Source organism: Mycobacterium stomatepiae, assembly GCF_010731715.1.
In the GTDB taxonomy this organism is placed as follows: domain Bacteria; phylum Actinomycetota; class Actinomycetes; order Mycobacteriales; family Mycobacteriaceae; genus Mycobacterium; species Mycobacterium stomatepiae.
Genome location: NZ_AP022587.1, coordinates 2,491,984 through 2,517,474, shown reverse-complemented (window position 1 = coordinate 2,517,474; position 25,491 = coordinate 2,491,984). Strand labels below are relative to the sequence as shown.

Sequence of the window (25,491 nt, the reverse complement as noted above, 5' to 3'; positions counted from 1 at the left end):
TGCGTACAGTTGTGACGTCCAGCTCACATTGATCAGGGAGCGTAGCTAGTGGGGATGCGGCCCACCGCAAGGATGCCGAAGCTAACTCGGCGCAGCCGGATTCTAATTTTGATCGCGCTCGGTGTGATCGCGTTGCTGCTCGCCGGCCCGCGCCTCATCGACGCCTACGTCGACTGGTTGTGGTTCGGCGAGCTCGGCTACCGCTCGGTGTTCACCACCGTGCTGATGACCCGCATCGTCGTGTTCCTGATCGCGGGCGTATTGGTCGGCTGCATCGTGTTCGCCGGGCTCGCGCTGGCCTACCGCACCCGCCCGGTCTTCGTCCCCAGTAACGACAACGATCCCGTCGCGCGGTATCGCACCCTGGTGATGTCCCGGCTTCGGCTGGTGGCTATCGGTATCCCGACGGCCATCGGACTGCTGGCCGGCGTTATCGCGCAGAGCTATTGGGTGCGCATCCAGCTGTTCCTGCACGGCCAGAGCTTCGGGATCAGGGATCCGCAGTTCGGCAAGGATCTCGGCTTCTACGCATTCGAGCTGCCGTTCTACCGGCTGGTGCTGAGCTACCTGTTCGTATCGGTGTTCCTGGCATTCATCGCGAATCTGCTGGCGCACTACATCTTCGGCGGCATTCGGCTGTCCGGCCGTACCGGCGCCCTGAGCCGTTCGGCGCGGATTCAGTTGATCAGCCTGATCGGCACGCTGGTGGTGCTCAAGGCCATCGCCTACTGGCTGGACCGCTACGAGTTGCTGTCACACACCCGCGGCGGCAAGCCGTTCACCGGTGCCGGCTACACCGACATCAACGCCGTGTTGCCGGCCAAGCTGATTCTGATGGCGATCGCGTTGATCTGTGCGGGCGCGGTCTTTTCGGCGATCGTGCTGAAGGACTTGCGGATTCCGGCGATCGGCCTGGTCCTGTTGCTGCTGTCGTCGTTGATCGTGGGCGCCGGCTGGCCGTTGATCGTCGAGCAGATCAGCGTGCGGCCCAATGCCGCGCAAAAAGAAAGCGAATACATCGGCCGAAGCATCACCGCGACGCGGCAAGCGTACGGGCTGACGGCCGACCAGGTGACCTATCGCAACTACAGCGGCGACGGCGCCGCCACCGCCCAGCAGGTCGCGGCCGACCGCGCGACGACCTCGAACATCCGGTTGCTCGACCCGACCATCATCAGCCCTGCGTTCACCCAATTCCAGCAGGGCAAGAACTTCTACTACTTCCCCGACCAGCTGTCGATCGACCGCTACCTGGACCGCAACGGCGCCCTGCGTGACTACGTGGTCGCGGCCCGAGAACTCAACCCGGACAGGCTGATCGACAACCAGCGTGACTGGATCAACCGGCATACCGTCTACACCCACGGCAACGGATTCATCGCTTCGCCGGCCAACACGGTGCGCGGCATCGCCAACGACCCCACCCAGAACGGTGGCTACCCGGAGTTTCTCGCCAACGTCGTCGGCGCCAACGGCGGTGTGGTGTCGGACGGGCCGGCGCCGCTGGACCAGCCGCGCATCTACTACGGGCCGGTCATCTCCAACACCTCGGCCGACTACGCGATCGTCGGAAAAAACGGCGCCGACCGCGAATACGACTACGAGACCAACACCGAAACCAAGAACTACACCTACACCGGGGTGGGGGGCGTCCCGATCGGTGACTGGCTATCCCGCAGCGTGTTCGCCGCCAAGTTCGCCGAGCGAAACTTCTTGTTTTCCAGCGTGATCGGCTCTAACAGCAAGATTCTTTTCAACCGCGATCCAGCCGCGCGGGTAGAGGCGGTGGCCCCGTGGCTGACTACCGACAGCGCGGTGTATCCGGCGATCGTCAACAAGCGCCTGGTGTGGATCATCGACGGCTACACCACGTTGGACAACTACCCGTACTCCGAGCTCACGTCGCTGGAGTCCGCGACCGCCGACTCCACCGAGGTGGCGTTCAACAAGCTGGGTCCCGACAAGCAGGTCTCCTACATCCGTAACTCGGTGAAGGCCACGGTCGACGCCTACGACGGGACCGTGACGCTTTACCAGCAGGACGAGCAGGACCCGGTTCTGAAGGCCTGGATGCAGGTCTTCCCAGGCACGGTCAAACCCAAGAGCGACATCACCCCCGAGCTTGCCGAGCATTTGCGCTACCCCGAGGACCTGTTCAAGGTGCAGCGGATGCTGCTGGCGAAGTATCACGTCAACGACCCCGTGACGTTCTTCTCCACCTCTGACTTCTGGGATGTGCCGCTGGACCCGAATCCGACGGCTAGCAGCTACCAGCCGCCGTATTATATCGTCGCGAAAAACATTGCGAAGAACGACAATACGTCGTCGTATCAGTTGACCAGCGCGATGAACAGGTTCAAACGCGACTATCTGGCCGCCTACATCAGCGCCAGCTCCGATCCCGCGACATACGGCAAGATCACCGTGTTGACGATCCCGGGTCAGGTCAATGGTCCCAAGCTGGCCAACAACGCGATCACCACCGATCCCGCGGTGTCCCAAGACCTCGGCGTGATCGGACGCGACAACCAGAACCGAATACGGTGGGGCAACCTGTTGACCCTGCCGGTTGCTCAGGGCGGACTGCTTTACGTCGAACCCGTGTACGCGTCGCCGGGGGCCAGCGATGCCGCCTCGTCGTATCCGCGGTTGATCCGGGTGGCGATGATGTACAACGACAAGATCGGCTACGGCCCTACTGTCGGCGACGCGCTGACCGGGCTCTTCGGGCCCGGCGCAGGTGCGGCCGCGACGGGGATCGTTCCGACCGATTCGGGTGCACCCGCGACCCCGCCCGCGGCTCCGCCGACGCCGGCCGTGGCACCCGGCCCTGGGACGCCGCCCACGGCGGTGCCCCCGCCTCCGGATGGGTCGACAACCTTGTCGCCGGCGAAAGCCGCTGCGCTGCAGGATATTCAAACCGCGATCAACGCCGCGCGGGACGCGCAGAAGAAGGGCGATTTCGCCGGCTACGGCGCGGCGCTGCAGCGACTCGACGACGCGATCACCAAGTACAACAACACGAAGTAGGCCGCTACGGGGCACGTTACCCGGGGCCGTACTGAATGCCAGGACGGCACAGCCACTTTCACGCGCAGGCGGTGCGGAACCTGTCCCGGTAGGCCTTCGGGCTGATGCCCAGGTGGTTGACGAATACCCGGCGCAGCGTCTCGATGCTGCCGAAACCCGCGAGATGCGCTGTCTTCGTGACGGTCCGGCCCGCCTCGAGTCCGGCGCGGGCGAAGTCGATTCGGACCAACTCGACGTAGCGCGCCGGCGTCATCCCCAGCTCGGACTGAAACAGCCGGGTCAGCTGGCGGGTACTCAACGACGCCTTCGCCGCGAGGTTCGACACGCTGTGGTCGTGGGCGGGGTCGGCCGCGATCGCATCGATGACCGAGCGCAGCGGTGAGCCCGCCGGCGGATCAGCCTCGACCAGCACCGAGAACTGTGATTGGCCGCCCGCGCGTTTGAGATAGACGACCAACCACCGGGCCACTTCACGGACCAGCTCTGTCCCGTAGTCCATTTCGACCAATGCCAGCGTCAGGTCGATGCCCGACGAGACTCCGGCGGAGGTGAACACGTCGCCGTCGCGGACGAAGATCGCGTCCGGCTCGACGGTGACGTCGCGGAAGGCCCGGGCCAATCGTCGCGTCTCGTGCCAGTGTGTGGTGGCGCGCCGCCCGCTGAGCAATCCGGCCTGCCCGAGGATGAACGATCCCGTGCAAATCGACGCGAGGCGCCGAGTCCGTGCCGCCAGCGATCTGACGGCGTCGACGAGCGCGGGGTCGACCGGTTGCGCGGGCAGATTGTCGCTGCCGGCGACCATCACGGTATCGGCGGAATCGATTGCCGAAATGCGGTCCGTGACACCCAATCGGGTCCCGATCGAGCTCGTCACGTCGTTCCCGTCCACCGATGCGACCTTGACTTGGTAGTCGGCGCCGAACCGGTTCGCCTCGACGAAGACTTCACCCGCCCCCGCGACGTCCAACAGCGTCACCCCGTCGTAGACGACGATTACCACCACTCGCGATCCGGCCACCAAACCATTGTGTCGCTTTCTGTGGAGAAGACGGCTGGAACGACGAGGGTCGATGTGCCGGTACCCCCGCAAACTTGCATCAACACCAACGAGGAGGCGAGATCATGGATATTCAATTGATGGACACCATTGCCGATATCGCGATACCCGACACCGCTCTGGTGCGCGAGATCACCGCCCACATCCGCGAAGCCGAAGACGACCTGCTCTTCGACCACTCTCGCCGGGTGTTCCTGTTCGGAGCACTGCAGGGACGTCGCCGCGGGTTGGAACCCAACCTGGAGCTGCTCTACGCCGGGGCGATGTTCCACGACCTGGGCCTCACCGAGCGCTACCGCACCTCGCAGCTGCGCTTCGAGGTCGACAGCGCCAACGCAGCACGCACGTTCCTGCTCGAGCACGACGTCGACGAGGCCGACGCCGACAAGGTGTGGCTCAGCATCGCGTTGCACACCACTCCCGGCATCCCGGAGTTTCTGGCACCCGAAGTTGCCCTGGTGACTGCGGGCGTCGAAACCGACGTGCTGGGCATCGACCGCGACGAGCTTTCACCCGAGGCGCTGGACGCGGTCACCGCTGCGCATCCGCGTCCGGATTTCAAGCGGCGCATCCTGGCTGCGTTCAACGATGGGATGGAGCACCGCCCGCAGAGCACCTTCGGCACGGTCAACGACGATGTGTTGGCGCATTTCGACCCGACGTTCGCTCGCGACAACTTCGTCGACATCATCTTGACCAACACCTGGCCCGAGTAGGCGCCGCCGGCGACGAGCCGGCGTCTCGCGACACTGCCGGCGCGTGTGTCGCGGGGATCATCAGAGGAGTCGATGTGAGCACGAATGTGTCCCAATCTCGGGATACCGCAATAGTTCTCGGGGCCAGCATCGCTGGATTGCTGGCCGCGCGGGTGCTGGCCGACTTTTACAGCACCGTGCTGGTTGTGGAGCGTGACGTCCTCCCGGACGGACCGCAGACGCGTCGCGGGGTGCCGCAGGGCGGCATGCCGCACATTCCTCCCGCCCGGCTGACCCGGATTCTGGACGAACTGCTTCCCGGATTCCTCGACGAGCTGGTCGCCGGTGGCGCGCGCGTGTGGAACGACGGCGACCTGTCGCGGCTGTGCATCACTTTCGGCGGAGATCAGCTACTGCGTTCGGGCCATGTTCCCGATCCCGGGTCCATCGTCATCCACTACGCGCACCGGCCGTTTCTCGAGTGGAGTCTGCGTCGCCGCGTGCATGCCATAGCCAACGTGGAGTTGCTGCAGGGCCGCGATGCGGTGCGGCTGACGTCGACCCGGGAGCGCGACCGCGTGACCGGTGTCGTCTTGGCGCAGCGCGACTCTGGCATCGAAACCACATGGGAGGCAGACCTTGTCGTCGACGCCACCGGGCGGGGCTCGCGGACACCGCTATTTCTCGAGGAACTCGGCTATGGTCGGCCGCGGGTAGACCAGTTGAAGGTGCACGTCACGTACGCGGGCCTGCCCGTTTATGTAGAGCCGGGCAAGCTGCGGGAGAACTCGACGCTCACCGCGGCACGACCCAGCCGCCCAGTGGCATTCGCGATGACGGCGGGGGAGAACGACGTCCACATGCTCGCGGTGCAGACGCTCGCCGGACAGCCGGCGCCCAAAGATCGCGCCGCTGTGTTCGATTGCCTGGACGGCATCGCACCCCCACATGTACTGGCCGTAGCGCGGTCCGCGGAACCACTCGCGGACGTCGTGCAGTACAAGTTTCCCGCCAACCGGTGGCGGCGTTACGACAAGATGGTGCGCACACCCGACGGTCTGATCGTGATGGGCGACGCCGTGTGCAGTTTCAATCCTCTTTACGGCCAGGGTATGTCGGTTGCGGCCAGCGAAGCGCTGATCCTGCGTGATTGCCTTGCGCAGGGCGACGGTAACCTACCGCGGCGGGTTTTCGGTCTGTGTGCCAATGCGATTGGCGTTGCTTGGCAGACGGCGGTGAGTTCGGACCTGGCGTTACCGCAAATAGCCGGGAGGCGCACCATGTCGGTGCTGGTGCGGAACGCTCTTGTGGACCGCATGGTGTCTGCTGCCCGAACCGATCCGATGATGGCCCAACGATTCCTGCGCCTGATGAACATGGTTGGTCCGCGTGCGGAGTTGATCCGCCCTTCGACGCTGCTGCGCATGGTGGGGTGAGTCGGGTGTCGACGTACGTACTGATTCCGGGCGCCTGGCATGGAGCATGGTCGTGGCGACTGGTCGCCGAGCGGCTCCGTGCGGCGGGTCATCGGGCGATCACGTTGACGCTGCCGGGGATGAACGACGGCGACGACCTTTCGCGGAGATACCAACTGCGGGATGCGATCGAGTACATCGCCGAACGGGTGCGGCACCTGGAATCCGGCGCGGTGTTGGTCGCGCACAGCTGAGGTGGCTTCCCCGCCGCCGGCGCCGCTGCGCTGCTTGCCGGCCGTGTCGAGCAACTCGTCTACTACAACGGGCACGTGCCACTGCCCGGCAGGTCGCTGATCGACGAGAATCCACCCGATAAACGGCTTTCCGCGTTGCGGTGGATCACGCAATCCCCGCTTGGCGCCGTTCCGGCGACCCTGCAATACGTCGAGCAGGAGTTGATGCAAGGCGTCTGTCCCGACCTGCAGCGGTTCGTGGCCAATCTGTTGACGCTTCAGCCCGGTGGCTACTTTCTCGGCGCCCTCGACATCCATCCGCTCGATCTCGGGATCCCGATGGCCTACATCACCGGCGCCGACGACCTGGCGATGCCGCGGCCCGCGGCCGAATCCGCCGCCCGGATTGGCGTGCAGCCCATCGTCGTTCCGGGCACGCACAACGGATTGCTGACCCATCCCGACGAGGTGGCCAACGCGATCCTCGACAACACCACAAACTGAGCAAAAGACAATGGAGGAGAAGCAATCATGGCCATTCAATCGATGCAGACCATCGCCGCCATCGTGATCCCCGACACCGAACTCGTCCGCGAGGCAACCGAGTTCATTCGCGGCGCCGAAGAAGACGTGCTCTATCACCACTCCCGTCGCGTGTTCCTATTCGGCGCGCTGCACGGTCGCCGCCTGGGCCTGCAACCGGACCCGGAGCTGCTCTACATCGCGGCGATGTTCCACGACCTCGGTCTGGCCACCCGCTACCGCGCATCGACCCAGCGCTTTGAGATCGACGGTGCCGACGCCGCGCGCGATTTCCTGCTGGAACACGGTGTCGGACAAGCCGATGCCGACAAGGTCTGGCTCGGCATCGCGCTGCATACAACCCCCGAGGTGCCCGCCCGCCTCGACCCGGAAACCGCGCTGCTGGCAGCCGGTGTCAAGACCGACGTGGTCGGCGTCGGCCGCGAGCAACTCACCGCGGAGGACATCGCCGCGGTGACCGTCGCCCACCCACGTCCGGACTTCAAGAACCGCATCCTGGCCGCGTTCAACGACGGCATGAAGCATCGGCCGGCCACCACGTTCGGGACCATGAACGACGACGTGCTGGCGTTCTTTGACCCCACGTTCGAGCGGGGGAACATGGTCGACCTCATTCTCAACAACACCCTGCCCGAGTAGCGGAAAGGAACAGCGAAATGAACATCTACGAAGGGCTTTACACCACCCGGATGATGCGGCGATTGCGGCCGGATCCGATTCCGTTGGAGACGCAGGCGCGGATTCTCGACGCGGCCGTTCGCGCTCCCAACGGGGGCAACACGCAACGGTGGCACTTCGTGGCCGTCGACGATCGGGAACTCATCCGCGAGTTCGCGCAACTGTACCGGCAAGTCCGCGCGATCGAATACGACAAATTCAAGTCCGGGACGGGACCGATGGTGGCAACGGCGCCGGGAGCGGACCCGGCCGCTCACGCCGACACGATGCGCCGAATGAAGGGCTCGGGGGATTACCTGGCAGACCATTTCGAAGAAATTCCGCTGCTGCTGTTCGTTTTCGCCATCGACGACCTCGGCGGCGCCAACATCTACCCGGCGATCTGGAGTGTGTTGCTCGCCGCCCGCGCTGAGGGCGTCGGCGGCGTGATGACGATGGTGCTTCGCAATTTCGAGGACCGGGTGAACGAGCTGTTGGGGGTTCCGGTGGAGCAGGGCTGGAAGATGTCGGCCATGCTGACCCTCGGGTACCCGTTGGGCAAGTGGGGAGTCGCGGCCAATCGCCATCCCGTGCACGAGGTTTCATCTCGCAACGGCTGGGGCAAGCCGTTCGGAATCGAAGTGCCACAGCCGCTCTGGCACGCCTCAGACCGTGGCGAACTGAAGCATCGCCCGCAAAACGAAGGGAACCACCCATGACCACTTCGCTGGCTACCCAACGTCGTAATACCCACGAGGTCAACGTGTTTCACGGTCCGGTCGGCTTCTACGACGATCTGCAGACCGTCCTGGTCGACTTGATCGAACTGCAGCTGCAAGCCAAGCAAGCGCACTGGAACGTCGTCGGGACCAACTTCCGCGATCTGCATCTGCAGCTGGACACCATCGTCGACGCGGCGCGCGCGGCCAGCGACGCGATCGCCGAACGCGTGCGCGCGCTGGACGCGGTTCCCGACGCCCGCTCCGACACGGTCGCCGCGACGACGTCCGTGCCCGCCATACCGGCGGGCTTGCTCGACGCCACCGAGGCGGCCGACATGATCAGCAATCGGATCTATGCCGTCGTGAGCACGATGCGCGCCGTGCACGACGGTGTTGACGCCGTCGATCCCTCGACCGCCGACCTGTTGCAAGCGATCATTGATCGACTGGAAAAAGAGGCGTGGCTGCTCAAGTCCGAGAACGGCATCGCCTAAGCCATTCAGGAACACCGAACCGGGAGGCAGTTCAAATGGCCGAGGGAAATCAAATCGGGGTCAGTGTCGTGCAGCCGGGGGAGGGCGAGGTGGTGGCGCTGCCGGGCTTCGGGGCGGTGTTCAAGCTGTCCGGCAAGACCAACGGCGGCGAGGTCTCCATCGTCGAGCATCCGTTCGAGGTCGGCTTGCTGACCGCGGCGCACCGGCACACCCGCGAGGACGAGCACTCAATTGTGCTGGCGGGTGAGATCGGCTTCCGCTCCGAGGACAGCGAGGTGGTGCTCGGTCCGGGCGGCGATATCACCAAGCCGCGCGGGCAGATGCACGCCATGTGGAACGCCGGCACCGTGCCGGGCCGCATCGTCGAGATCATCACTCCGGGCGGGTTCGAGAACTACTTCCGTGAACTCGGCGAGCTGCTCGTCGAGCACGCGGACGACCCGACGGGCAAACCGCTGCACGAGCTGCCCCAGTTCGGCGAACTCGCCGACAAGTACGGGCTGACCTACGGGTCGCCGGCCTGGATGGACGACATCGCGCAACGGTACGGGCTGAAGCCGCCTTCACACTGAGGTGAGCACCTAATACCCCCGCTGAGCGCGCGATTTGGTCGGCTCGACACCAGTTCGGTAACCTGGTATTTACCGACGCGGGGTGGAGCAGCTCGGTAGCTCGCTGGGCTCATAACCCAGAGGTCGCAGGTTCGAATCCTGTCCCCGCTACTATGTGATGTCTCAGGACATCGGAATAGGTCTGAACCTGCGTTAGGTTCAGGCCTTTTTCTTTGTGGGGCCTTTGGGGCGCCGGTGGGTTGGTAGTCGGTTGCGGGGTTGAGGGTTAGCTCGCGGAGGAGTTGTCCGGTGCTGGCGTGGATGATTCTGATGTGTAGGTCTTGGACGAGGACCAGGACTCGGGTGCCCGTGTAGGTTCGTCCGACGCCGATGTGGTGCAGGCGTCCGTTGACGCGCAGGGTGATGACGCCGGCTTGGTCGATGCGGTCGCGGCGGACGCGGTTGTGGCTGTCGGTGCGGTTTGCTGGGTCGGCTTTGGGGCGGGCGGTGTAGGCGACTGCTGGGGTGGTGTGGTGGGCCAGGGCGCGGTGTGGGCGGCGGTGGTTGTAGGCCTCGACGAAGGCGTCGAGCTGGTTTTGCAGTTGGGCCAGGGTTGTGGGGCGGGGTTGATGGGTGAGCCATTTTTTTGAGGGTCTGATGGAATCTTTCGACTTTCCCGCAGGTGGTGGGGTGGTTGGGGGTGGAGTTGATCTGGGTGACGGCGAGGCGGCGTAGTTCGTTTTCAAAACCGTTGCGTCCGCCTTTGCCTCCGGATAGGCGGGTGGTGAAGACCATGCCGTTGTCGGTCAATGTGGAGGCTGGAACGCCATGAATGGCAATGGCTTTGCGGAATTCTGCCATCGACGTGGGTGTGGTCGGCCAGCCACCAGTGGGTGAAGTCGGCCTGCCGGCGCTCGTTGGGCTGTTCGGCGGCAAAGCGGATGTAGGAGGACTTGGGACGTCGCTGTGGTGTGGGTGTCACTTTGCCTGCGGCGCGCAGGTGGCGGTGAATGGTGTTGACCGACACGCTCAGGCGCCGCTCTGACAGCTACGCCTCCTCGATCCACGTCGCCGATGCCGTCAGCGCGGCGCCGCACTCGAAGCGCCTTCCGGCACTTACAACGTGGCTGACGACCAACCCGTCACCGCACGCGGCAACGGCCAAGCCAAGGCCGCCGCCGTCGGAACCAACAGGTGGCTCCGAGCTCCCGCGCCGCGTCCTTGCTCGGCTAGCGCACCGCATCGGTAACCCGATCGCTGCGTGTCAGCAACACGCGATTCCGGGTGATCACTTCATGGAAGCCCCAGTACTCCAGGGGTGTGGGAGGGCTACCGCGCCATGGCAGGGGACAGGAGCCAACAGCGTCGCCGGTCAACGGCCGCGGATTAACCATAAAAGACGGTTCGCGGTGGCCATCAATCCAAAATAGATGAATAGGGTTGTGCAACAGCACATTTGATAATACAGCCCAGTTTACCGGTAACCCGCCATATTTGAATTCGCCGTGCTCCTGCTCATGTGGTCGCCGCGGAAACGTCACCTCGCTCCCCGATCGCGCCGCTCACGGTTTGCGATGCACCCTTGGCTTGCGTCACATCACTAATCAGCGACCACACGGCCTGCGGTGCAGCCATGCAGATCCTTGGCTGTCGGCGAGGTCGGTACCGTCGACTGATTCGGGTACGTTCCGAGCAGCCGGTCCGCAGTTCCGGTGGAGGTGACGGTGAACCAGTAATGTTCGTTCTTGAAGTGGTGCCGTCGGTGATTACGCCAAATCGACCGGTACACACCAGTTTTCGCCTTGTAGTCGGTGTGGATGAGGTAATGCGTCCACTCGTAGACCAGTCCGAGTGCGGTCAACGAGACCAGGTACGTCAGTCCGAGGCCGAGTCGGGGGAATGCCGTCAACGCTATGGCGACGGCCATCGGGATCACCCAGACCAGCGTCTGCCACGGGATGAAGATGAGCTCGATTTGCCGCGGATCGCAGTGATGCTCGCGATGCTTGCGCGCCAACAAAGGATCCACGGCGAAGCGGCCAAGGCTGCGCGGCCGCCAGTGCAGGATGGCGACGTGGATGCTCCACTCGAAAATCGGAAAAGCGGCGACCATGAGTGCCGGCAGGACGGCGTCGCTGAGTCGCCAGTCGCCGACGCGGGCCGTGAGCGCCCCGGCGAACGCCAGCGCGATGACCAAGGGGGAAGGGTGGCGCCAAAACTCCCGGCCGGCCTCGGACAACGTGAAGTTGCCGCGTACCTGTGTCGTCATCGCAGTTCATCCCAGTCAGACAGGGCGGTGAGCAGGCCGTGGGTGGCCGGCTCGAGCAGTTCGGTCGCGGCACGCTTCGCGCCCGCGGGATCACCGGCGGCGATCATCCGCGCGACCTCCCGGTACCGCTCCGGGTGACTGACCTCGGCGGCCATCACCGTGGCAAGGGCCGGCAGCGCCGGCTCGTAGGTGGCGCGAAGGGTGTTAAACATTAGGCGGAAGACGATGGAGTCGGCGGCATCGACGACGTGGTCCCAGAACGTCAGCGCGGCGCGCTGACGTTCCACTGGATCCTCTTCGGCGGCCAGCGCACCCACGGCGCCGTCGATCAGGCCGGCCGCGTCCGGGCTCCCGCGTTCCGCAGCCAGCTCCGCAACTTTGGGTCCGTTGTGCAGCCGGGTCTCCAAAATGCTGCGCACCACCTCAAGATCCAGCTCGTCAGCGCGATCGCCACCGCGGAGCAACAAGCGAGGCAGCAGGTCCAGCCCTGCGTGACGGCGATAGTCCCGCACAGTCGTGGCATCCCCTTGCCGAACCTCGACCAGGCCGGCAGCGATGAGGCGTTTGAGCGCCTCACGAACCGCCGGCCGGGACACACCCAGCACCTCCGCGAGCCTGCGCTCACTGGGCAGCAGCTCTCCGGGCGCCATCTCACCGCTGAGAACATCAGACATGATCTGTTCGAAGACACCCTCGGGTATCGACTGTCGAGTCACGGGTCGCAGAGCCATACGGCCCAACATGCCGGATAATTGGCCAGACGTCAAGTGGTCAGACCATTTATGACTCGGGTCATGCTGGCGGCCACGGCATGGCGGGCTGCTAGCGGCGTTTACTGGAAACCCGCCATATTCGATGCCGCCATATTGCACACGATGCGCTGCAGCGGATGGGGCGGGATCGGACAGGGGCTGGTCAACAATGCGCACGCTACCAAATTCACGGACTTGGTGACCGGCTCTGGCGGGGGTGATTTACCTGCACGCTCTATTGCGCAACCCGGCGAACCAGCCCGCCGGTAGGGGGCCGGTAAGCATCACCGGGATACGTTGGCGGAAGGCCTGTTCGAACGTTGTCGGCACACATATCGGCTGATGCCGACTACCGCGCCCCCTTTGCCCGCGAAGCCGACCGGGCACCGCCACGTCGGCACCAAAATATCGTCGGTGCACAAGCCGACCGAACAGACTGTTTCATGGACTGGATGATGCTGGCGTGCAACCGCATTAGGCGTTCAACCGTCACGGTGACGAATCGCCGTTTATCGACGGATCTAACGCTTGCATTGAAATAATCGCTTTTGCAACGCGTTTCGTGCTCGATAACCAACGAGCGAGCTTGAACCGGTGCCCCTGAGGGTCACGTCAGCTACGTGGTTACGAGAAGATGTAGTACGCGTTATTGACGCTTGCCGGTAAACAAGTGCTACCGGCATCGGGACCCCCGCTCCGGAACGCCAGGCGGTCGGCCAATCGCCAGGTCTGAGGCGAAAGCCGCGAGATCTATTTAGACAGGACAGTGAAAGCGATTGCGGCGCAGCGTGGTACCGGAAATAGCGAGGGGTGTAGAAGTCGATAAGCGAGTGGGAGTGCGGTCGCCCAGCATGAGGTCGACGATTGTGCCGGCGAAGTCTGCGGCCTACCCGCTGGCCTCACTCGCTATCGCGATGGCCGGTTCGGGCCGGTGGCACTCGCGCCAAACCGATGGCAATGCAAATCTCTAAAGTATTAGAGAGCTTCTCTTCCGTTGGACCTTCACCGTTGTACTGTTCGGTAATGCGCCGATTTGGGGGGGCCTCGCAGTCCTGCTCGTCGCCGGCTCAGCCCTGCTCAGCGGGACCTCTTCGAGGTGCGAGAGCAGCGCCGGACCCTGGCCATCGGCGGAAACGCTTCCTCCACAGGACCGTTCGGGCCCTCGATCGCGGTGATCCGGCTGATCTTGCCGACCGGGAGCACCACCACCTCGTCGCCGGGACGCATCACTCCGCTGGCCAATCCTCCGGGGGCTATCTAGGAGTCGTATTCGTCGGTCGGATGCCGTCCGTTGCCGATGAGGAATGCGGCCGCCCGCTCTGCGGCGTCGCGGTCATCCTTTCGCAGAACATGCGCATAGGTCTGCGGGAAGAATCCAACGTTAGGATGGCCGATGCGCTCGCTTATCACCTTCGGGCTTATGGTGGCTTTAAGCGCGCCGGTCGCGTAGGAGTGCCGCAGATCGTGGAAGGTGATCCGCGATAGTCCTGCGGCTGCCGCGAGACGGTCGAAACGTTGTCTGATGGTGTCGGGGTGCGGTGGGCGCTCGTCCTCGAAGGTGAAGACATAATCGCCGGAGTCGTAGTCGGCGCGAAGAACTCACGCTCGCGGTTCTGGGCTCTGCGCCATTCGTGTAACGCTGCAACCTTGCCGCGATCGATCGAGATTGTCTGGTCGGAGTTCTTGGTTTTGTCGCCTGCTTTGTCCTTGGCCCAGACGAACCCCCTTGACTGCGCCTTGGTGCGGTGATGCGAGGACCCGCAATCACGCACCATCACAGTCACCGTGTCGGACGGAACCGAAGCAGCTGCCTTCTGCCCGCGCTGCAGCCCTCAGGGAGCGCTGAAGGAACAACAAACGTCCACAGATCCAACAGAAAGGAGGTGAGTTACATCGCACGACAACGTATTTAACGACATTCCTCTATTGCTTACGGTCCCTCGTGCAGCAACTTTGCTAGGTATTAGCCGCGCCGCCGCATACCGGCTCACGGCTCGGGGAGTTCTGCGAGACGTCGAGCCAGTACCCGCGCCGGATAACGAACACCGTCTGGGCGCTGCGAAAGATGCGCTATAAGGCTGCTAGGCGTCCAACCGGAAGATAGCGCGTCGTCAACCGTGAGCGCGAGGTACGTTTCGCCCGTTGAGTCGAGCTTCCAGGGGAGTGCGCGCAGGATGCGTAGGGCAGCGGTGCCTGGTTTGGTTTGGGGTTCACATGGAGGGTTTGAGGGGTCCCGCTGCGAAACCCTCGTGGGGGTCGACGAATCTCAACCGAAGTTCTTGCCGCACAACGCGCTCGACATTGCTGTCGAGCACGCTATGGCGGTAGCCCACTCCTGCCGTCCAATCGCTAGAGTCGGTTGCCACTTCTGACGCCCCGTGCTCCGCAAGGCCGCGACACGTAAATGCATCAAGGACGTCGTTCAGTATCCATCGCGCCCACGCTGGGGGATATCGTGCACTCGCGCAAGATGGCGACTTCACGCGGGGAATCGGGGACGACAGTGTTTCTGCGCAGATGATTTCGGGATCCAAGCACCTTCTCGGATGGTTAACAGGCCGTGTCGCGCCAGATCGATCGCCATTGAGCACCCGAGTTGGGCTAGCCTTCCAACTGCGCCGGAGTGGAACTGATCAGACCACGTATGTGTGCGGCACCGAGCAGCGCCACCAGTTCGCTGTCCCCTCTTCTACGCGTGTGCGGTCGTCATGGGGTCGCATCGTGGCATAGCGCGATGGTAGCTAGAGCTACGACGAAGAACAGGGTCGGTTGGATGGCGACGGCTAGCAGAGCTCGCTGGAATGCGTTCATCTGTTCTAACAAGAGAAGCGAGGAATCGCACTGATCTGATCAAATCGGTTAGTTGCCAACGGTTTAGCGATCGGGCCTAGGCAAGTTGGTGTGATCTATGTCACGTTGACCTATATATGAGAGCCGATGTTACATTTGATTATGAGAATCATATATGAGCCTTCATTTCGTATATAAGTTTGCCGAAGCCGACATCGCGAACGCTGACCCGCGCGTGGACCGATGGAGCGATCAGAGCGCGAGGACCAACGAGCCTCCTACGCAACGGGCGCGACCGGCCAAACGGACTTGCCGTGGTGTGCAGACGCCTTGTCGAAGGCGGCAGTCCCGGAAAGGTGAGGGATTTTGCTCGCAGGGCGGGCCCGGTATGTCGACGATGTCGGCCTTAGTTTGTGCGCACCGACGAGGAATGGGCCCCGCCACTGTCGATAAAGCGGTTCCCGGCAGCGCCTCCTACTCATGACAGGAGATCTTCGGTGCAGAGATGTAGAGATGGATCCGACATTCTTTTGCGCTGTCTCTGCAGCAATCTTAGACCGAACGCCTACTCATCGCCGCGCTCGGGCGGTACGGCGTCGATATCGAATGGCGTTGCTCCCTTGTGGATCCGGTCGAAGAGTGCGCTGGCGTTCGTGTCCTGGTACGCAGCGGCGCAGGAGGCAAAATGCTATTCACCGGCTGGCTGATCGGCGCGGACAGGGCGAGCAGTACCGTTAGTCGACTACTTGACACCGAGTTCGGTGGTCAGAACTATTTGCAGTGCGGGTTGCTTGCCGACGTAATGATGGGGTTTGTTGGGTTTCTTTCGCTAATTGACGGCAGTCATCTTCGGTGCCGGTTTGAGTTCTACTTTGATGCCGATGCGCAATTGTCAGATATCGACTGGGTGACCATTTTTCGCTTCCCCAGCCGGATCGCCAGCCGCTTCCGGATCGGAAGCGCGTTACTGGCCGGCGATCCCGGCCGCATTCATAATCCGGCCGAAGGAGAGAGATTCAATCTTGGAATTGGCGATAGGGTGAATCTGGGATGGAAGCTGGCACAAGGCGAGAATGGCGAAGTCTCCCAAACCTTGTTGTTGGAAACCTATGAGCCCGAACGACGTCCGATTGCCGCTACGGTATTGCAACACAAGGATAAGGAATTCACACTTGAAACCAGTATCGGATGGGTTTCGAGAGCGAGAATTGCCCAATCGTGCGCGATGGCGATACGTGCCTCTTGCGAGAATTATGTTGTTGTGGATTTAGTTGAAGACCCAGAATTCATGCAATCGACGCTCTGGTCCGTTTCGCTGTATTGCTGTGGACCGATAATATGAATGGGGAAAATATGACTGGGAAAAATATGAGTGGGGCAACTGAATCGCATACCGACGCGATATGCGACCGTGAGCCAGCCCGGCTAGTTAACCATCATGGACACGCAACAGGCCCGCGGTCATGTCGGGTGTCCGATGCCCAGATGAGGTACTCAGGAAAGCCGGGGGTAGCCGTACGCGATTCATTTCCGGTTGCTGCTCTAGTTCATCTAGCTAATTCGGACCCGGTTCCGCCGGTGGTTATTGATGCCAATCGCGGCGACATGATTTATAATACGCACAATTCAAACCAATGGGTCTATTGTATCGAACGAGGCTTTGTCAAGATTGTAGCGACGTCTCGGGAGGGAAAGAGTTGTCTACTTGGAATATACACTCGAGGGGACCTGATTGGTGATCTGTTCTTCGGGGGCCCATCTATGTATGAATTCGCGGTTGCCATGACGCGGACTAGGCTGTACCGCTTTGGTGTCTCACAATTGCACGCCAACTTAGAAGACGAGGACTGGCGTGCGGACTTCATTCGTTACTTATCGCGTCGGATCATTAGCCAGCGGAAGATGATCATTGATTTTGTGACGGCTGACTGTGAGTACCGGTTCGGAGCGATACTTCTGGATCTTGCAAACACAATCGCTGCTCACTCCGGGGATTTTTCTTATCTACGGCTCCGAATCACTCAAGAAGAATTTGCTTCCATGGTGGGAACTACTCGTTCACGAATTGGGCTTTTTCTTCGTAACTTTATCGATAATGGCGCTGTAATCCGGGAACGTGGAGGCGCTCTCCGGATACACCGGGAATCCCTCATGCGCTACCTGGCGCACAACGTTTGACCCTCGACCATCCCGTGTATCATCCGGAAACGCCAGGGTCGGGATGTAAAGTGCTTGTTTGTATCAGGTCCGGTAATTCTCTAGAATAGCTCGCGGCTGACGAGTCTCATCTGAAGGCCGCAGACATACGCCCTCGCGGAGGTTACTGACAGAGTTGTTCGGCGCAAATTTCCGGCGGCAGTCGGCCTACGGCGATAGCGTCATTAGCTACTGTCGGGATCGCCAGCTGGAACGAGGCATCCCGGCATTTGGAAGTGCAGAGAGAACGTCAATCGACTTAGCTAGTGGAGCTTCGCTTGATCGGCGCGAAGGTGTTGTTGTAAGCGGGCCGGCGTAACACCGGCGATCCTTGAGTATGCATTGGTTAGATGCGCCTGGTCGCACCACCCTAGGAGGTCGGCAGCCTCCCCGACTGTCAGGTCTGTCTCGCGAAATAGTTGATGAACTTGGATTATCCGCTCCCGCCGTAGTATCCAGCCCGGGGAAACGCCGATGTGGTCGTTGCACAACCGCTCCAGTGTTCGCCGCGAGACGGAAAGGCGCGCCGCTAAATCGGTTACTGAATGCACAGTCCGATCGGTCACGGCAAGGCGTACAACGCTCCGTGCGCGATGCCCACCGGGCGAAGGATTTCGGCTGCCGATCATCTCTATTGCGGCCGCTTCCAGCGCCTTGGCGCGAGTGTGATTGTCTTGAGCCGCACGAACTTCTGACAAGTCCCATCCCGGCCAAGCCTGGCTCCATGACAAAACCCGCCCAGTCCACGTGCTTACCGGAACGCCTATCAGATCAAACGCGGCACCGGGTGTCAGCCGCAGTCCAACCGTCCATCCGGGAGCTGGCAGGTCGGTAGCGAATCGCTCGGTGACGACACCATGGAGCAGGGCAGCCGGCAGCTCGTGCCCGTGTCGAAAAGCCCCCGGCGGACCGTCCTCGATCGTGAGGTGCACACACGGTGAGCCAATGACGGCCGACAGCGCAGCCGGCACCGGTTCAGACCACGACAGCGCCCATGTGTGATCGACCCAGCCAGCGAGGGTTCCACTACCAGGCAGCAGTACTCGCTGGACCAGCTGTTTTAGTCCGTCGCGCCGCACTACCGACCGCCACGGATCATGGTTAGCTCTCAGTGGCGGATCTGTCGCATTCATCCAAGACACCCCTCACGGTTCGGCCCTAGTCTTGAGCGGTGACGCTTCCGGAGATCAACTTACTGGCCTTTACTATCGACTGCTCCGACGCCGCCGGGTTGGCTCGGTTCTACGCCGACCTGTCCGGCGGTGAGGTCGTCGGGAACTACCCCGAGTACGGAGTTGCCGCGATACAGGTCGGCTCTCATACCATCAACTTCCAGGGGGTCGAAGACTACAAAGCCCCTGAATGGCCGAGTCAGAACCAGCCTCAGCAATTCCATCTAGACTTCCGAGTAGATGATCTGAACGCTGGAATATCTCGTGCTACGGGCTTGGGCGCCACTGTGGCCTCCGAACAACCGGGAGGCAATTCTTATCGAGTCATGCTCGACCCGGACGGCCACCCGTTCTGTCTCTGTCCTCCAAAAGTAGAACAGTAAAAAAGCCTAGATTGTTATGTGGGTCGAAAGTTCTCAAAGCCTCTGGTGAGATTTGCTCGGTTGTCTCTGTGATTTATGGGCCCCAAAGCGGGAGAATGCGCAGATGTGCTCAGTATGGGGTACGCGACTAGGGTAAATTTCTCGCCGTCGGAGGCGTAGGTACTTCGGAAAAGTTGATCATCGAAAGGACAGTCGAAGATGACCGAGCGTATAAATGCTGATTTCACTGTGATTTCGCGCGAAGAACAGCCGGCCGAAGGATTTTCTGGTCAGCTGAGTCACACGATCTTTGATAAGACGTTCACTGGCGACCTTGAAGGTACCAGTGTTGTGCAGCTAATTGCTATAAAGACACCCGTAGAGAATGCGATGGCTTACGTTGCATTCGAGCACATTACGGGCACGATAGGGGACCGCAAAGGAACCTTTGTCGTTCGGCACAGCGCTCTGATGACGCCCGCCGAAGGGCGGTCGGGCGAATGGATCGTGGTTCCGCACGCGGGAGATGGGGACTTTGCGGCGCTGACTGGTCGGGGCGAGATCGTGCAGGGGCCGTCGGGCGAGGTGTTCCAGCTTGACTGCGATTTCGGGGACTGAGCTGTACTGACCCTTTTCGGGCTGAGGAGCTGCGGGCCGCGCGCACCCCTACCGCAGCTCCTCAGTCATTTGTGCGAGTGCGGTGATGGTTCGCCAATTTCGGGTTGTTGCGCGTACGCCAAGCTTGTTCTCGAAGAAGGAATTATTCAGCTTGGTGCGACCGTAGCCATTGGGGCACACCACATATGCCTCCAGATTGGCGATTGTGAAACCGTCTGGACGCCAAGCGCCGTCATCGGCGAGGGGCCTTACTGGCGCGGCCGAGAACATTGTCAGATGCAGCGTTTTTGGGTCTGCCCCGTCGGCTAGATAGGGGTTGGCCTGAACTAAGGCAGCCAAATCGGCTCCCGTCCTAATCAGCGCGTCAACGTCGTCGTAGTTGAAGGTGTCGCGGATCGCCGCTTTGAGGGACTTGGCGACTCGCGGTGCTGTCACGCGACCTGCGTCAAAGACAAGATTTCCGCTTTGCGCATAGCTGCGTACATCTCGGTAGCCGAGATCCTCGCAAACGCCGACAAGGTCAGCCATAGAGACCTTGCGGTGTCCGCTCACATTGATACCCCGAAGCATTGACGCGAACCGCATGGCTAATTAGTAAATCGGGCAACGTGTTTCGGAGCTGGCCAGAAGTGAGCATCGCCGCGGACCTCGGCGATGTTTGAATCCGTTGCGGGAGGTGCGGACCATTGGGTGCGGGAAGTGATGTTGGTATCGAGGCCATCAATCCATACGTTGGCAGGTTCAGTCTGGATGTGGCGACATTGTTCAATGCGCGCGGGTTGGACAGAACGCGAATGCAGAATCTTTTAATGCGCCGTAAGTCGGTGAACCTACCGATTGAGGACGCAGTCACGAATGCAGTGAACGCTGCGGCTCCCATCGTCCGCGCAATGACCGATGAGGAACGTGAGACGATCGAGTTGGTCATCGTCGGCACTGAGTCAGGTATTGATTTCGGCAAGGCGTTAAGCACATACGTACTGGACTATCTAAATCTAAGCCGCCGCTGCCGTACCTTTGAAACTAAACACGCCTGCTACGGAGGCACTGCCGCGCTACAAATGGCCAGCGGATTTATACGGAGCAGCTCCCGAGAGGTTAGGGCTCTGGTAATCGCGGCCGACGCCGCTAGCGTCGCAGCGCGCTCCACTTATTGGGAACCATCGCAGGGTGCCGGTGCGGTCGCCATGCTCATTGGTCGCGAAGGACACATCCTAAGTCTGGACCATGGCGCCAATGGTTACCACAGCTACGAAGTGAGTGACACGTTTCGCCCCCGCCCGGACGTCGAGGCCGGCGATAGCGACCTATCCCTTATGTCCTACATGAGCTGCCTGGAAGCATCGTTCGCCCACTACGCCGAGGTCGTGGAGAATGCCGATATCTGTGATACGTTCGGCGGCCTCGTCCTGCACACGCCGTTTGCTGGAATGGTTAAGAGCGCGCACCGCCGTTTGTTGCGTCGTGTTGCGACAATGTCACTCGAAGAAATTGATGGCGATTTTATCCGCCGAGTCGAACCGTCAATCCGATTTTGTCAAGACGTCGGCAACTTCTACTCAGCCGCGCTGTACCTGGCGATCTGCTCCTATCTGACCTATGCCACTGTCGTGGAACCTCAACGGATAGGACTGTTTTCATACGGGTCCGGCTGCTCATCAGAGTTCTATAGTGGCGTTGTCACGCCCGAATCGGCCGCTGCTGTCTCCGCGCTTCGCATCCCCGAACAGATCGCCGACCGCCACGAGCTGGAGATGGACGACTACGAGATAATTGCTGATCTCGCGCTCGAGCGGATGGCGGGCGTCGAGAACTCCGAGCCCGACACCCGGCCTTATGGGCACCTACTCAACTCGGCAATCGACGGCAAGAGCCTGCTCGTTTTGGAAAGTATTAAGAACTACCACCGCGTGTACCGATGGGCATGACCAATATATCCGCGGATCTAATCGTTGAATACGGCGCCGCGTGGCACCGCGCCCAGCTTTCACGCCCCGACCGTCGCAACGTCCTGACCCCCCAACTCATCGACGCGTTGGGCCGCGCAATCACTGATTGTGAAAACGACCTTGCGGCAAGAGCCTTCGTCATCGAAAGTAGTGGAAGCGTCTTCTGTGACGGGATGGACTTAGCGGCGGCGGCACAGAACTCGCAGGTTCGTGGCGCTGGAGGCGAAGCCTTCGTGCATCTGCTTGATCGCTTCACTACCGCCGACGTTGCTGTGATTTGTGTCGTCGACGGGCGGGCCACCGGCGGCGGCGTGGGCCTGGCCGCTGCCTGCGACTTTGTGTTCGCCACCCCGCGAAGCTCGTTCTGTTTACCGGAAGCGTTATGGGGCTTAGTGCCATGCCTGGTCGCCCCGTTCCTCATTCGGCGTGCCGGCTATCGGCTATGTCAACAAATGGCGCTTTCCACGATCCCCATCGATGTCGACAGCGCCAAGGCTGCAGGACTTGTAGACACCGTAGAAGACCAGCCTCAGCGTTCGATGCAGCTCCTGCTCAATCGTCTACGGAGGACGCAACCGGGCAGTATCGGCGCCGCCAAACGTTACTTTCGGACACTTTGGCCTCTCGATGACCGAACTCTACAAAACGCTATCGACTCCCTTGAGGGCTTTCTCATTGACCCCGGCATGGTGAATCGACTCCAACAATTCGCTGACAACCAGCAGCTGCCGTGGCAACCAACATGAAGGGGAATGGGCGATGACCTCAGCGTGGGTGTTCCCCGGGCAAGGAACTCAGCGACAGGGCATGGGCGAGGAGCTCATCGACTTGTACCCCGGTCTGGAGCGTCGTGCTGACGACGTCCTCGGTTACTCGATCCGCCGAATTTGTCTAGAAGACCCTAACGGGATTCTGAGCAACACGTTGTATTGCCAACCTGCACTATTTTATGTAAATCATCTAACATTTTTACATCGGCGAAGGCTCCACGGTTGGCCAGACTTCTTTGCCGGACACAGCCTTGGTGAATACAACGCCCTGTGTGCTTCTGGCAGCATCGATTTTGATACAGGCCTGGAGCTGGTCGCTCGTCGTGCTCAACTGATGTCCGAGGTCGCTCAGGGTGGCATGCTTGCCGTCGTCGGACTCAGTCTGCTCGAACTGACTGACCTCATCGAACAAATCGGTCCACAAATCGAAATCGCTAACTACAACCTGCCTGATCAAACCGTCGTTTCCGGCGATATGGCTCAACTACGGGCCTTGCATTGTGAGATTGATCGTCACCAAAAAGGTAGCAGTGTTCACCTTCGCCTTTCGGGTGGCTTCCATTCCCGGCACACCCAACCTGCCGCTGAGAAATTCGCTTGCGATCTGTCCCAGGCGGATATTGGTGACCCGTGGGTTCCCACGGTTGCCAACGTCACCGCCCTCCCTTATGAGCCCGGCACGGTCCGCGATGTACTCGCTCGACAAATGCGTAGCCCCGTTCGGTGGGTGGAAACCATGCAATTTCTGCGCGACCAGGGTGTCGATAGTCTCACACAGGTCGGACCAGGCCGAGTGCTCGATGGCCTCTGGGAACGATTTATACCCGAACCGGTCATGGCTGCTTCGGCTGCGTTGTCAGAACGCATGGTGTCGTGACCACAGCCTGGATGTTTCCCGGTCAGGGTTCACAACATCGTGGAATGGGCGAAGGACTGTTCGACGAATACCCTGATCTCGTCGCTCGTTGCGACGCTATCGTTGGAACTGACATGCGACAATTGTGTCTACAGGATCCAGAACGACGTCTCAGTGAAACTCGATGGGCGCAACCTGCGCTGTTTCTCGTCAACGCGTTATCAGCACGACATGCACTGAAAGAGAACACCCCGCCGTCCATTGTTCTTGGACACAGTCTCGGCGAATACAACGCCCTTGAATTCGCGGGGGCGCTGGAATTCGATGACGCATTCACTTTGGTCAATGAGCGCGCTCTGCTCATGGGCCAAGCCCGCGGCGGCGCTATGGCCGCAGTCGTCGGTGAAGTCGACCTCGACGCGTTGCTGCGCGACGCCGCCGCGAATGCTCTAGAAATCGCCAACCTCAACACGCCGTCACAGGTGGTGCTGGCCGGCGCTAAGGATGTCATTGACCGCCTTGTCGCGCACTGCCGAACGACGCGTGCCGCCCGGGCGGTGCCGCTGGCAGTCAGCGCGGCGTTCCACTCTAGCCATATGGAAGCGGCCGCTGACCGCTTCGCTATGGTGCTGAATGGTGTAGCGTTTCGCGACCCCGATCGTGTGGTCATCTCAAACGTCACTGGACGGCCCTACCCACCCGGTGAAATCCGTCGTCTTCTCGGACGGCAGATGCGTTCACAAGTGCGCTGGTGGGACTGTCTTCAGTACCTGCGTAGCCAGGGGGTCAACCACGCCCGTCAGCTCGGCCCCGGCCGAACGCTGATGGACTTCTGGTTGGCAGCCACCACGGCACCCGCTCCCGGCTGTGATGAAGATCGCGAGCCAAACCGGATCGCTCCATCTCAAAGCAACGGAAAACGGTTGACGGCTACGCTCATATCGGCAATTGACATCTACACGCCCGGCCGCAACTTCTGTAAAGCTCACGGAGTACGCGAGCCCTATGTTGCCGGTGCAATGTATCGAGGCATCGCCTCACCGGCGCTGGTTGTCCGGATGGGTCGCGCTGGCCTTCTTGGTGTCCTGGGAACTGGGGGACTAGGCCTTCCTGAAATCGAAAGCGGTCTGACACATATCAGCGCTGCCCTGGCGCCCGATATCCCATACGCGGTGAATCTACTGGCCACACCCGAGCAACCTGAAGAAGAACAGCGCCGGGTAGAGCTCTATCTTCGTCACGGCGTTTCTATGGTCGAAGCAGCCGCTTACACCCAACTCACAGAACCTCTTTTGAGATTCCGGTACCGCGGAGCCCATATTGACGGCGGTCGCGCGGTCGCACCCCACCGTGTCATCGCCAAAGTGTCGCGCCGCGAGGTCGCCGCCCTCTTTTTGCAGCCACCATCGGAGCAGCTGCTAGCCAACCTTCGCGCCGAGGGTCTCTTAAATGCCGACGAGGTGGCCGCGGCCCGACGGCTTCCGGTGGCCGCAGACATCTGCGTTGAGGCCGATTCTGGGGGGCATACCGACGCTGGCGTCGCGTTGGCCCTAATACCCTCGATGACTCGGCTGCGGGACCAGTACGCGTCGCAAAACCTCGACGAGGTCGTGCGTATCGGCGCAGCGGGCGGGCTGGGCACACCCGAATCGATCGCTGCTGCGTTCGTGCTCGGTGCAGAGTTTGTCGTAACCGGATCGGTGAATCAGTGCACGCCTGAAGCCGGCACATCCGATGCTGTGAAAGACCTGCTCGCTCAAATCGATGTTGGCGACACGACATACGCACCAGCCGGAGACATGTTCGAATTAGGTGCCCGGGTCCAAGTGGTTCGAAAAGCGACCCTATTTCCCGCCAGAGCCAACTACCTCTATCAGGTCTACCGCGCCCACAGATCACTCGACGATCTCGACGGAGACACCCGCAAGATGGTCGAGCGTTACCTGGGATGCAGCCTAGGCCACGCTTGGGACATGGCCCGGGTTCGCCTGGAACACGCCAACCCAAAAGAACTGGCGAGGGTGACTACCCAACCACGCGCACGGATGGCCCGCACTTTCAAAACATACTTTGCCCGCAGTATGCAGTCCGCCCTCGTTGGCGACATCACCCAGCGCGCCGATTTTCAAATTCACAGCGGCCCAGCGATGGGGGCTCTTAACGCATATCTTCGCGACAGCGACCTTCAGAACTGGCGTACACGAAACGTGGACGTCGTCGCTGACCATTTGCTGAGCGGGGCCCGCAGAGTGCTCGGTGCGCACATCTGAGCAGCGACTGGTGCGCTCCTGCGTCTGTAATTGGTCATCAGGCACTAATGAACGCAAACGAACTTACTCACGTCGGAGAAGTAGCGATGA

24 protein-coding genes, 1 tRNA gene and 2 pseudogenes are annotated in these 25,491 nt (G+C 61.3%); 19 read left to right on the top strand and 8 right to left on the bottom strand.

Features of this window, described 5'->3' with window-relative positions:
• The first annotated feature begins 48 nt into the window (after positions 1-48).
• Positions 49-3,030: a UPF0182 family protein gene (locus G6N54_RS11805; RefSeq protein ID WP_163790320.1), complete on the top strand. Its 2,982-nt coding sequence runs from the start codon at positions 49-51 to the stop codon at positions 3,028-3,030.
• 58 nt (positions 3,031-3,088) lie between these two features.
• Here the strand turns inward: G6N54_RS11805 and G6N54_RS11800 are convergent, their stop codons facing one another.
• On the bottom strand, positions 3,089-4,048 hold the full coding sequence (locus G6N54_RS11800; RefSeq protein WP_372513148.1) for a GlxA family transcriptional regulator: 960 nt from the start codon (positions 4,046-4,048) through the stop codon (positions 3,089-3,091).
• A 104-nt stretch (positions 4,049-4,152) separates the two neighbouring features.
• On the opposite strand from G6N54_RS11800, the gene G6N54_RS11795 reads away from it, so the two are divergent.
• The 10 genes from G6N54_RS11795 (at position 4,153) to G6N54_RS30480 (ending at position 10,047) form a co-directional block, all read left to right on the top strand.
• On the top strand, positions 4,153-4,803 hold the full coding sequence (locus G6N54_RS11795; RefSeq protein WP_163790319.1) for an HD domain-containing protein: 651 nt from the start codon (positions 4,153-4,155) through the stop codon (positions 4,801-4,803).
• A gap of 74 nt (positions 4,804-4,877) precedes the next feature.
• Positions 4,878-6,218 carry an FAD-dependent oxidoreductase gene (locus G6N54_RS11790; RefSeq protein ID WP_163790318.1) on the top strand — a complete coding sequence of 447 codons (1,341 nt, stop codon included), beginning with the start codon at positions 4,878-4,880 and terminating at the stop codon, positions 6,216-6,218.
• Positions 6,219-6,223: 5 nt separating this feature from the next.
• A complete protein-coding gene (locus tag G6N54_RS30490; protein ID WP_163790317.1) occupies positions 6,224-6,451 on the top strand; it encodes an alpha/beta fold hydrolase in 228 nt (75 codons plus the stop codon).
• Positions 6,452-6,526: 75 nt separating this feature from the next.
• Positions 6,527-6,934, top strand: coding sequence for an alpha/beta fold hydrolase (locus G6N54_RS30485; RefSeq protein WP_163790316.1), 408 nt, complete (start codon positions 6,527-6,529; stop codon positions 6,932-6,934).
• A gap of 27 nt (positions 6,935-6,961) precedes the next feature.
• Positions 6,962-7,612 (top strand): HD domain-containing protein, encoded by a 651-nt coding sequence (locus tag G6N54_RS11775; RefSeq protein ID WP_163790315.1) that lies wholly within the window; start codon positions 6,962-6,964, stop codon positions 7,610-7,612.
• Positions 7,613-7,629: 17 nt separating this feature from the next.
• Positions 7,630-8,349: a nitroreductase family protein gene (locus G6N54_RS11770; RefSeq protein WP_163790314.1), complete on the top strand. Its 720-nt coding sequence runs from the start codon at positions 7,630-7,632 to the stop codon at positions 8,347-8,349.
• Positions 8,346-8,846 (top strand): Dps family protein, encoded by a 501-nt coding sequence (locus G6N54_RS11765; RefSeq protein WP_163790313.1) that lies wholly within the window; start codon positions 8,346-8,348, stop codon positions 8,844-8,846. The genes G6N54_RS11770 and G6N54_RS11765 overlap by 4 nt, the downstream gene beginning before the upstream one ends.
• Positions 8,847-8,881: 35 nt before the next feature.
• Positions 8,882-9,418: a cupin domain-containing protein gene (locus G6N54_RS11760; RefSeq protein WP_163790312.1), complete on the top strand. Its 537-nt coding sequence runs from the start codon at positions 8,882-8,884 to the stop codon at positions 9,416-9,418.
• A 76-nt stretch (positions 9,419-9,494) separates the two neighbouring features.
• Positions 9,495-9,568: transfer RNA gene (locus G6N54_RS11755), tRNA-Met, on the top strand.
• Positions 9,569-9,738: 170 nt separating this feature from the next.
• Positions 9,739-10,047: a hypothetical protein gene (locus G6N54_RS30480; RefSeq protein ID WP_232073675.1), complete on the top strand. Its 309-nt coding sequence runs from the start codon at positions 9,739-9,741 to the stop codon at positions 10,045-10,047.
• On the opposite strand, the pseudogene G6N54_RS31560 reads toward G6N54_RS30480, so the two are convergent.
• From G6N54_RS31560 to G6N54_RS30475, 5 genes and pseudogenes are all read right to left on the bottom strand, one after another.
• Positions 9,982-10,143, bottom strand: a pseudogene (locus tag G6N54_RS31560) (hypothetical protein); the annotation flags it as partial. The gene G6N54_RS30480 and the pseudogene G6N54_RS31560 sit on opposite strands and share 66 nt — an antisense overlap.
• An 854-nt stretch (positions 10,144-10,997) precedes the next feature.
• Positions 10,998-11,666, bottom strand: a complete 669-nt coding sequence (locus tag G6N54_RS11745) for a sterol desaturase family protein (RefSeq protein ID WP_163790310.1) — start codon at positions 11,664-11,666, stop codon at positions 10,998-11,000.
• On the bottom strand, positions 11,663-12,397 hold the full coding sequence (locus G6N54_RS11740) for a FadR/GntR family transcriptional regulator (RefSeq protein WP_163790309.1): 735 nt from the start codon (positions 12,395-12,397) through the stop codon (positions 11,663-11,665). Before G6N54_RS11740 ends, G6N54_RS11745 begins: the two co-directional genes overlap by 4 nt.
• 1,140 nt (positions 12,398-13,537) lie before the next feature.
• A pseudogene (locus G6N54_RS11735) lies at positions 13,538-13,666 on the bottom strand (hypothetical protein); the annotation flags it as partial.
• A 9-nt stretch (positions 13,667-13,675) separates the two neighbouring features.
• Complete coding sequence (locus G6N54_RS30475) at positions 13,676-13,942, bottom strand: tyrosine-type recombinase/integrase (RefSeq protein WP_232073768.1); 267 nt, start codon at positions 13,940-13,942, stop codon at positions 13,676-13,678.
• A 1,951-nt stretch (positions 13,943-15,893) separates the two neighbouring features.
• On the opposite strand from G6N54_RS30475, the gene G6N54_RS11725 reads away from it, so the two are divergent.
• Both G6N54_RS11725 and G6N54_RS31555 read left to right on the top strand, forming a co-directional pair.
• Positions 15,894-16,550: an FAD-dependent monooxygenase gene (locus G6N54_RS11725; protein WP_163790307.1), complete on the top strand. Its 657-nt coding sequence runs from the start codon at positions 15,894-15,896 to the stop codon at positions 16,548-16,550.
• A complete protein-coding gene (locus tag G6N54_RS31555; RefSeq protein ID WP_372513146.1) occupies positions 16,547-17,386 on the top strand; it encodes a Crp/Fnr family transcriptional regulator in 840 nt (279 codons plus the stop codon). The genes G6N54_RS11725 and G6N54_RS31555 overlap by 4 nt, the downstream gene beginning before the upstream one ends.
• Before the next feature lie 281 nt (positions 17,387-17,667).
• Here the strand turns inward: G6N54_RS31555 and G6N54_RS31335 are convergent, their stop codons facing one another.
• Positions 17,668-18,537, bottom strand: coding sequence for a helix-turn-helix domain-containing protein (locus G6N54_RS31335; protein ID WP_308207225.1), 870 nt, complete (start codon positions 18,535-18,537; stop codon positions 17,668-17,670).
• 38 nt (positions 18,538-18,575) lie between these two features.
• Between G6N54_RS31335 and G6N54_RS11710 the strand changes: the two genes are divergently transcribed.
• Both G6N54_RS11710 and G6N54_RS11705 read left to right on the top strand, forming a co-directional pair.
• Positions 18,576-18,959, top strand: a complete 384-nt coding sequence (locus tag G6N54_RS11710) for a VOC family protein (RefSeq protein WP_163790305.1) — start codon at positions 18,576-18,578, stop codon at positions 18,957-18,959.
• Between the two features lie 198 nt (positions 18,960-19,157).
• Positions 19,158-19,556, top strand: coding sequence for a DUF3224 domain-containing protein (locus tag G6N54_RS11705; protein WP_163790304.1), 399 nt, complete (start codon positions 19,158-19,160; stop codon positions 19,554-19,556).
• Positions 19,557-19,604: 48 nt separating this feature from the next.
• On the opposite strand, the gene G6N54_RS11700 is transcribed toward G6N54_RS11705, so the two are convergent.
• The gene (locus G6N54_RS11700) at positions 19,605-20,126 is read right to left on the bottom strand and encodes a DUF1697 domain-containing protein (RefSeq protein WP_264078172.1); all 522 of its coding nucleotides are present in this window, start codon (positions 20,124-20,126) and stop codon (positions 19,605-19,607) included.
• 116 nt (positions 20,127-20,242) lie between these two features.
• Between G6N54_RS11700 and G6N54_RS11695 the strand changes: the two genes are divergently transcribed.
• Genes G6N54_RS11695 through G6N54_RS11680 form a run of 4 tightly spaced genes read left to right on the top strand, consistent with a single transcriptional unit; the run spans position 20,243 to position 25,401 of the window.
• Entirely contained in the window at positions 20,243-21,484 is a 1,242-nt protein-coding gene (locus G6N54_RS11695; protein ID WP_163790302.1) for a hydroxymethylglutaryl-CoA synthase family protein, read from the top strand.
• The gene (locus tag G6N54_RS11690) at positions 21,475-22,251 is read left to right on the top strand and encodes an enoyl-CoA hydratase-related protein (RefSeq protein WP_163790301.1); all 777 of its coding nucleotides are present in this window, start codon (positions 21,475-21,477) and stop codon (positions 22,249-22,251) included. The genes G6N54_RS11695 and G6N54_RS11690 overlap by 10 nt, the downstream gene beginning before the upstream one ends.
• 13 nt (positions 22,252-22,264) lie before the next feature.
• The gene (locus G6N54_RS11685) at positions 22,265-23,152 is read left to right on the top strand and encodes an ACP S-malonyltransferase (protein ID WP_264078170.1); all 888 of its coding nucleotides are present in this window, start codon (positions 22,265-22,267) and stop codon (positions 23,150-23,152) included.
• Between the two features lie 11 nt (positions 23,153-23,163).
• The gene (locus G6N54_RS11680; protein WP_163794678.1) at positions 23,164-25,401 is read left to right on the top strand and encodes a PfaD family polyunsaturated fatty acid/polyketide biosynthesis protein; all 2,238 of its coding nucleotides are present in this window, start codon (positions 23,164-23,166) and stop codon (positions 25,399-25,401) included.
• Positions 25,402-25,491 lie beyond the last annotated feature (90 nt).

Bases quoted from the DNA above. Each gene is read 5' to 3' on its own strand.
- G6N54_RS11795 (WP_163790319.1), top strand. From the start codon at position 4,153: ATGGATATTCAATTGATGGACACCATTGCCGATATCGCGATACCCGAC.
- G6N54_RS11775 (WP_163790315.1), top strand. From the start codon at position 6,962: ATGGCCATTCAATCGATGCAGACCATCGCCGCCATCGTGATCCCCGAC.
- G6N54_RS11770 (WP_163790314.1), top strand. From the start codon at position 7,630: ATGAACATCTACGAAGGGCTTTACACCACCCGGATGATGCGGCGATTG.
- G6N54_RS11765 (WP_163790313.1), top strand. From the start codon at position 8,346: ATGACCACTTCGCTGGCTACCCAACGTCGTAATACCCACGAGGTCAAC.
- G6N54_RS11760 (WP_163790312.1), top strand. From the start codon at position 8,882: ATGGCCGAGGGAAATCAAATCGGGGTCAGTGTCGTGCAGCCGGGGGAG.
- G6N54_RS11745 (WP_163790310.1), bottom strand. From the start codon at position 11,666: ATGACGACACAGGTACGCGGCAACTTCACGTTGTCCGAGGCCGGCCGG.
- G6N54_RS11740 (WP_163790309.1), bottom strand. From the start codon at position 12,397: ATGGCTCTGCGACCCGTGACTCGACAGTCGATACCCGAGGGTGTCTTC.
- G6N54_RS11725 (WP_163790307.1), top strand. From the start codon at position 15,894: ATGCTATTCACCGGCTGGCTGATCGGCGCGGACAGGGCGAGCAGTACC.
- G6N54_RS31555 (WP_372513146.1), top strand. From the start codon at position 16,547: ATGAATGGGGAAAATATGACTGGGAAAAATATGAGTGGGGCAACTGAA.
- G6N54_RS31335 (WP_308207225.1), bottom strand. From the start codon at position 18,537: ATGAATGCGACAGATCCGCCACTGAGAGCTAACCATGATCCGTGGCGG.
- G6N54_RS11705 (WP_163790304.1), top strand. From the start codon at position 19,158: ATGACCGAGCGTATAAATGCTGATTTCACTGTGATTTCGCGCGAAGAA.
- G6N54_RS11700 (WP_264078172.1), bottom strand. From the start codon at position 20,126: ATGCTTCGGGGTATCAATGTGAGCGGACACCGCAAGGTCTCTATGGCT.
- G6N54_RS11690 (WP_163790301.1), top strand. From the start codon at position 21,475: ATGGGCATGACCAATATATCCGCGGATCTAATCGTTGAATACGGCGCC.
- G6N54_RS11685 (WP_264078170.1), top strand. From the start codon at position 22,265: ATGACCTCAGCGTGGGTGTTCCCCGGGCAAGGAACTCAGCGACAGGGC.
- G6N54_RS11680 (WP_163794678.1), top strand. From the start codon at position 23,164: ATGTTTCCCGGTCAGGGTTCACAACATCGTGGAATGGGCGAAGGACTG.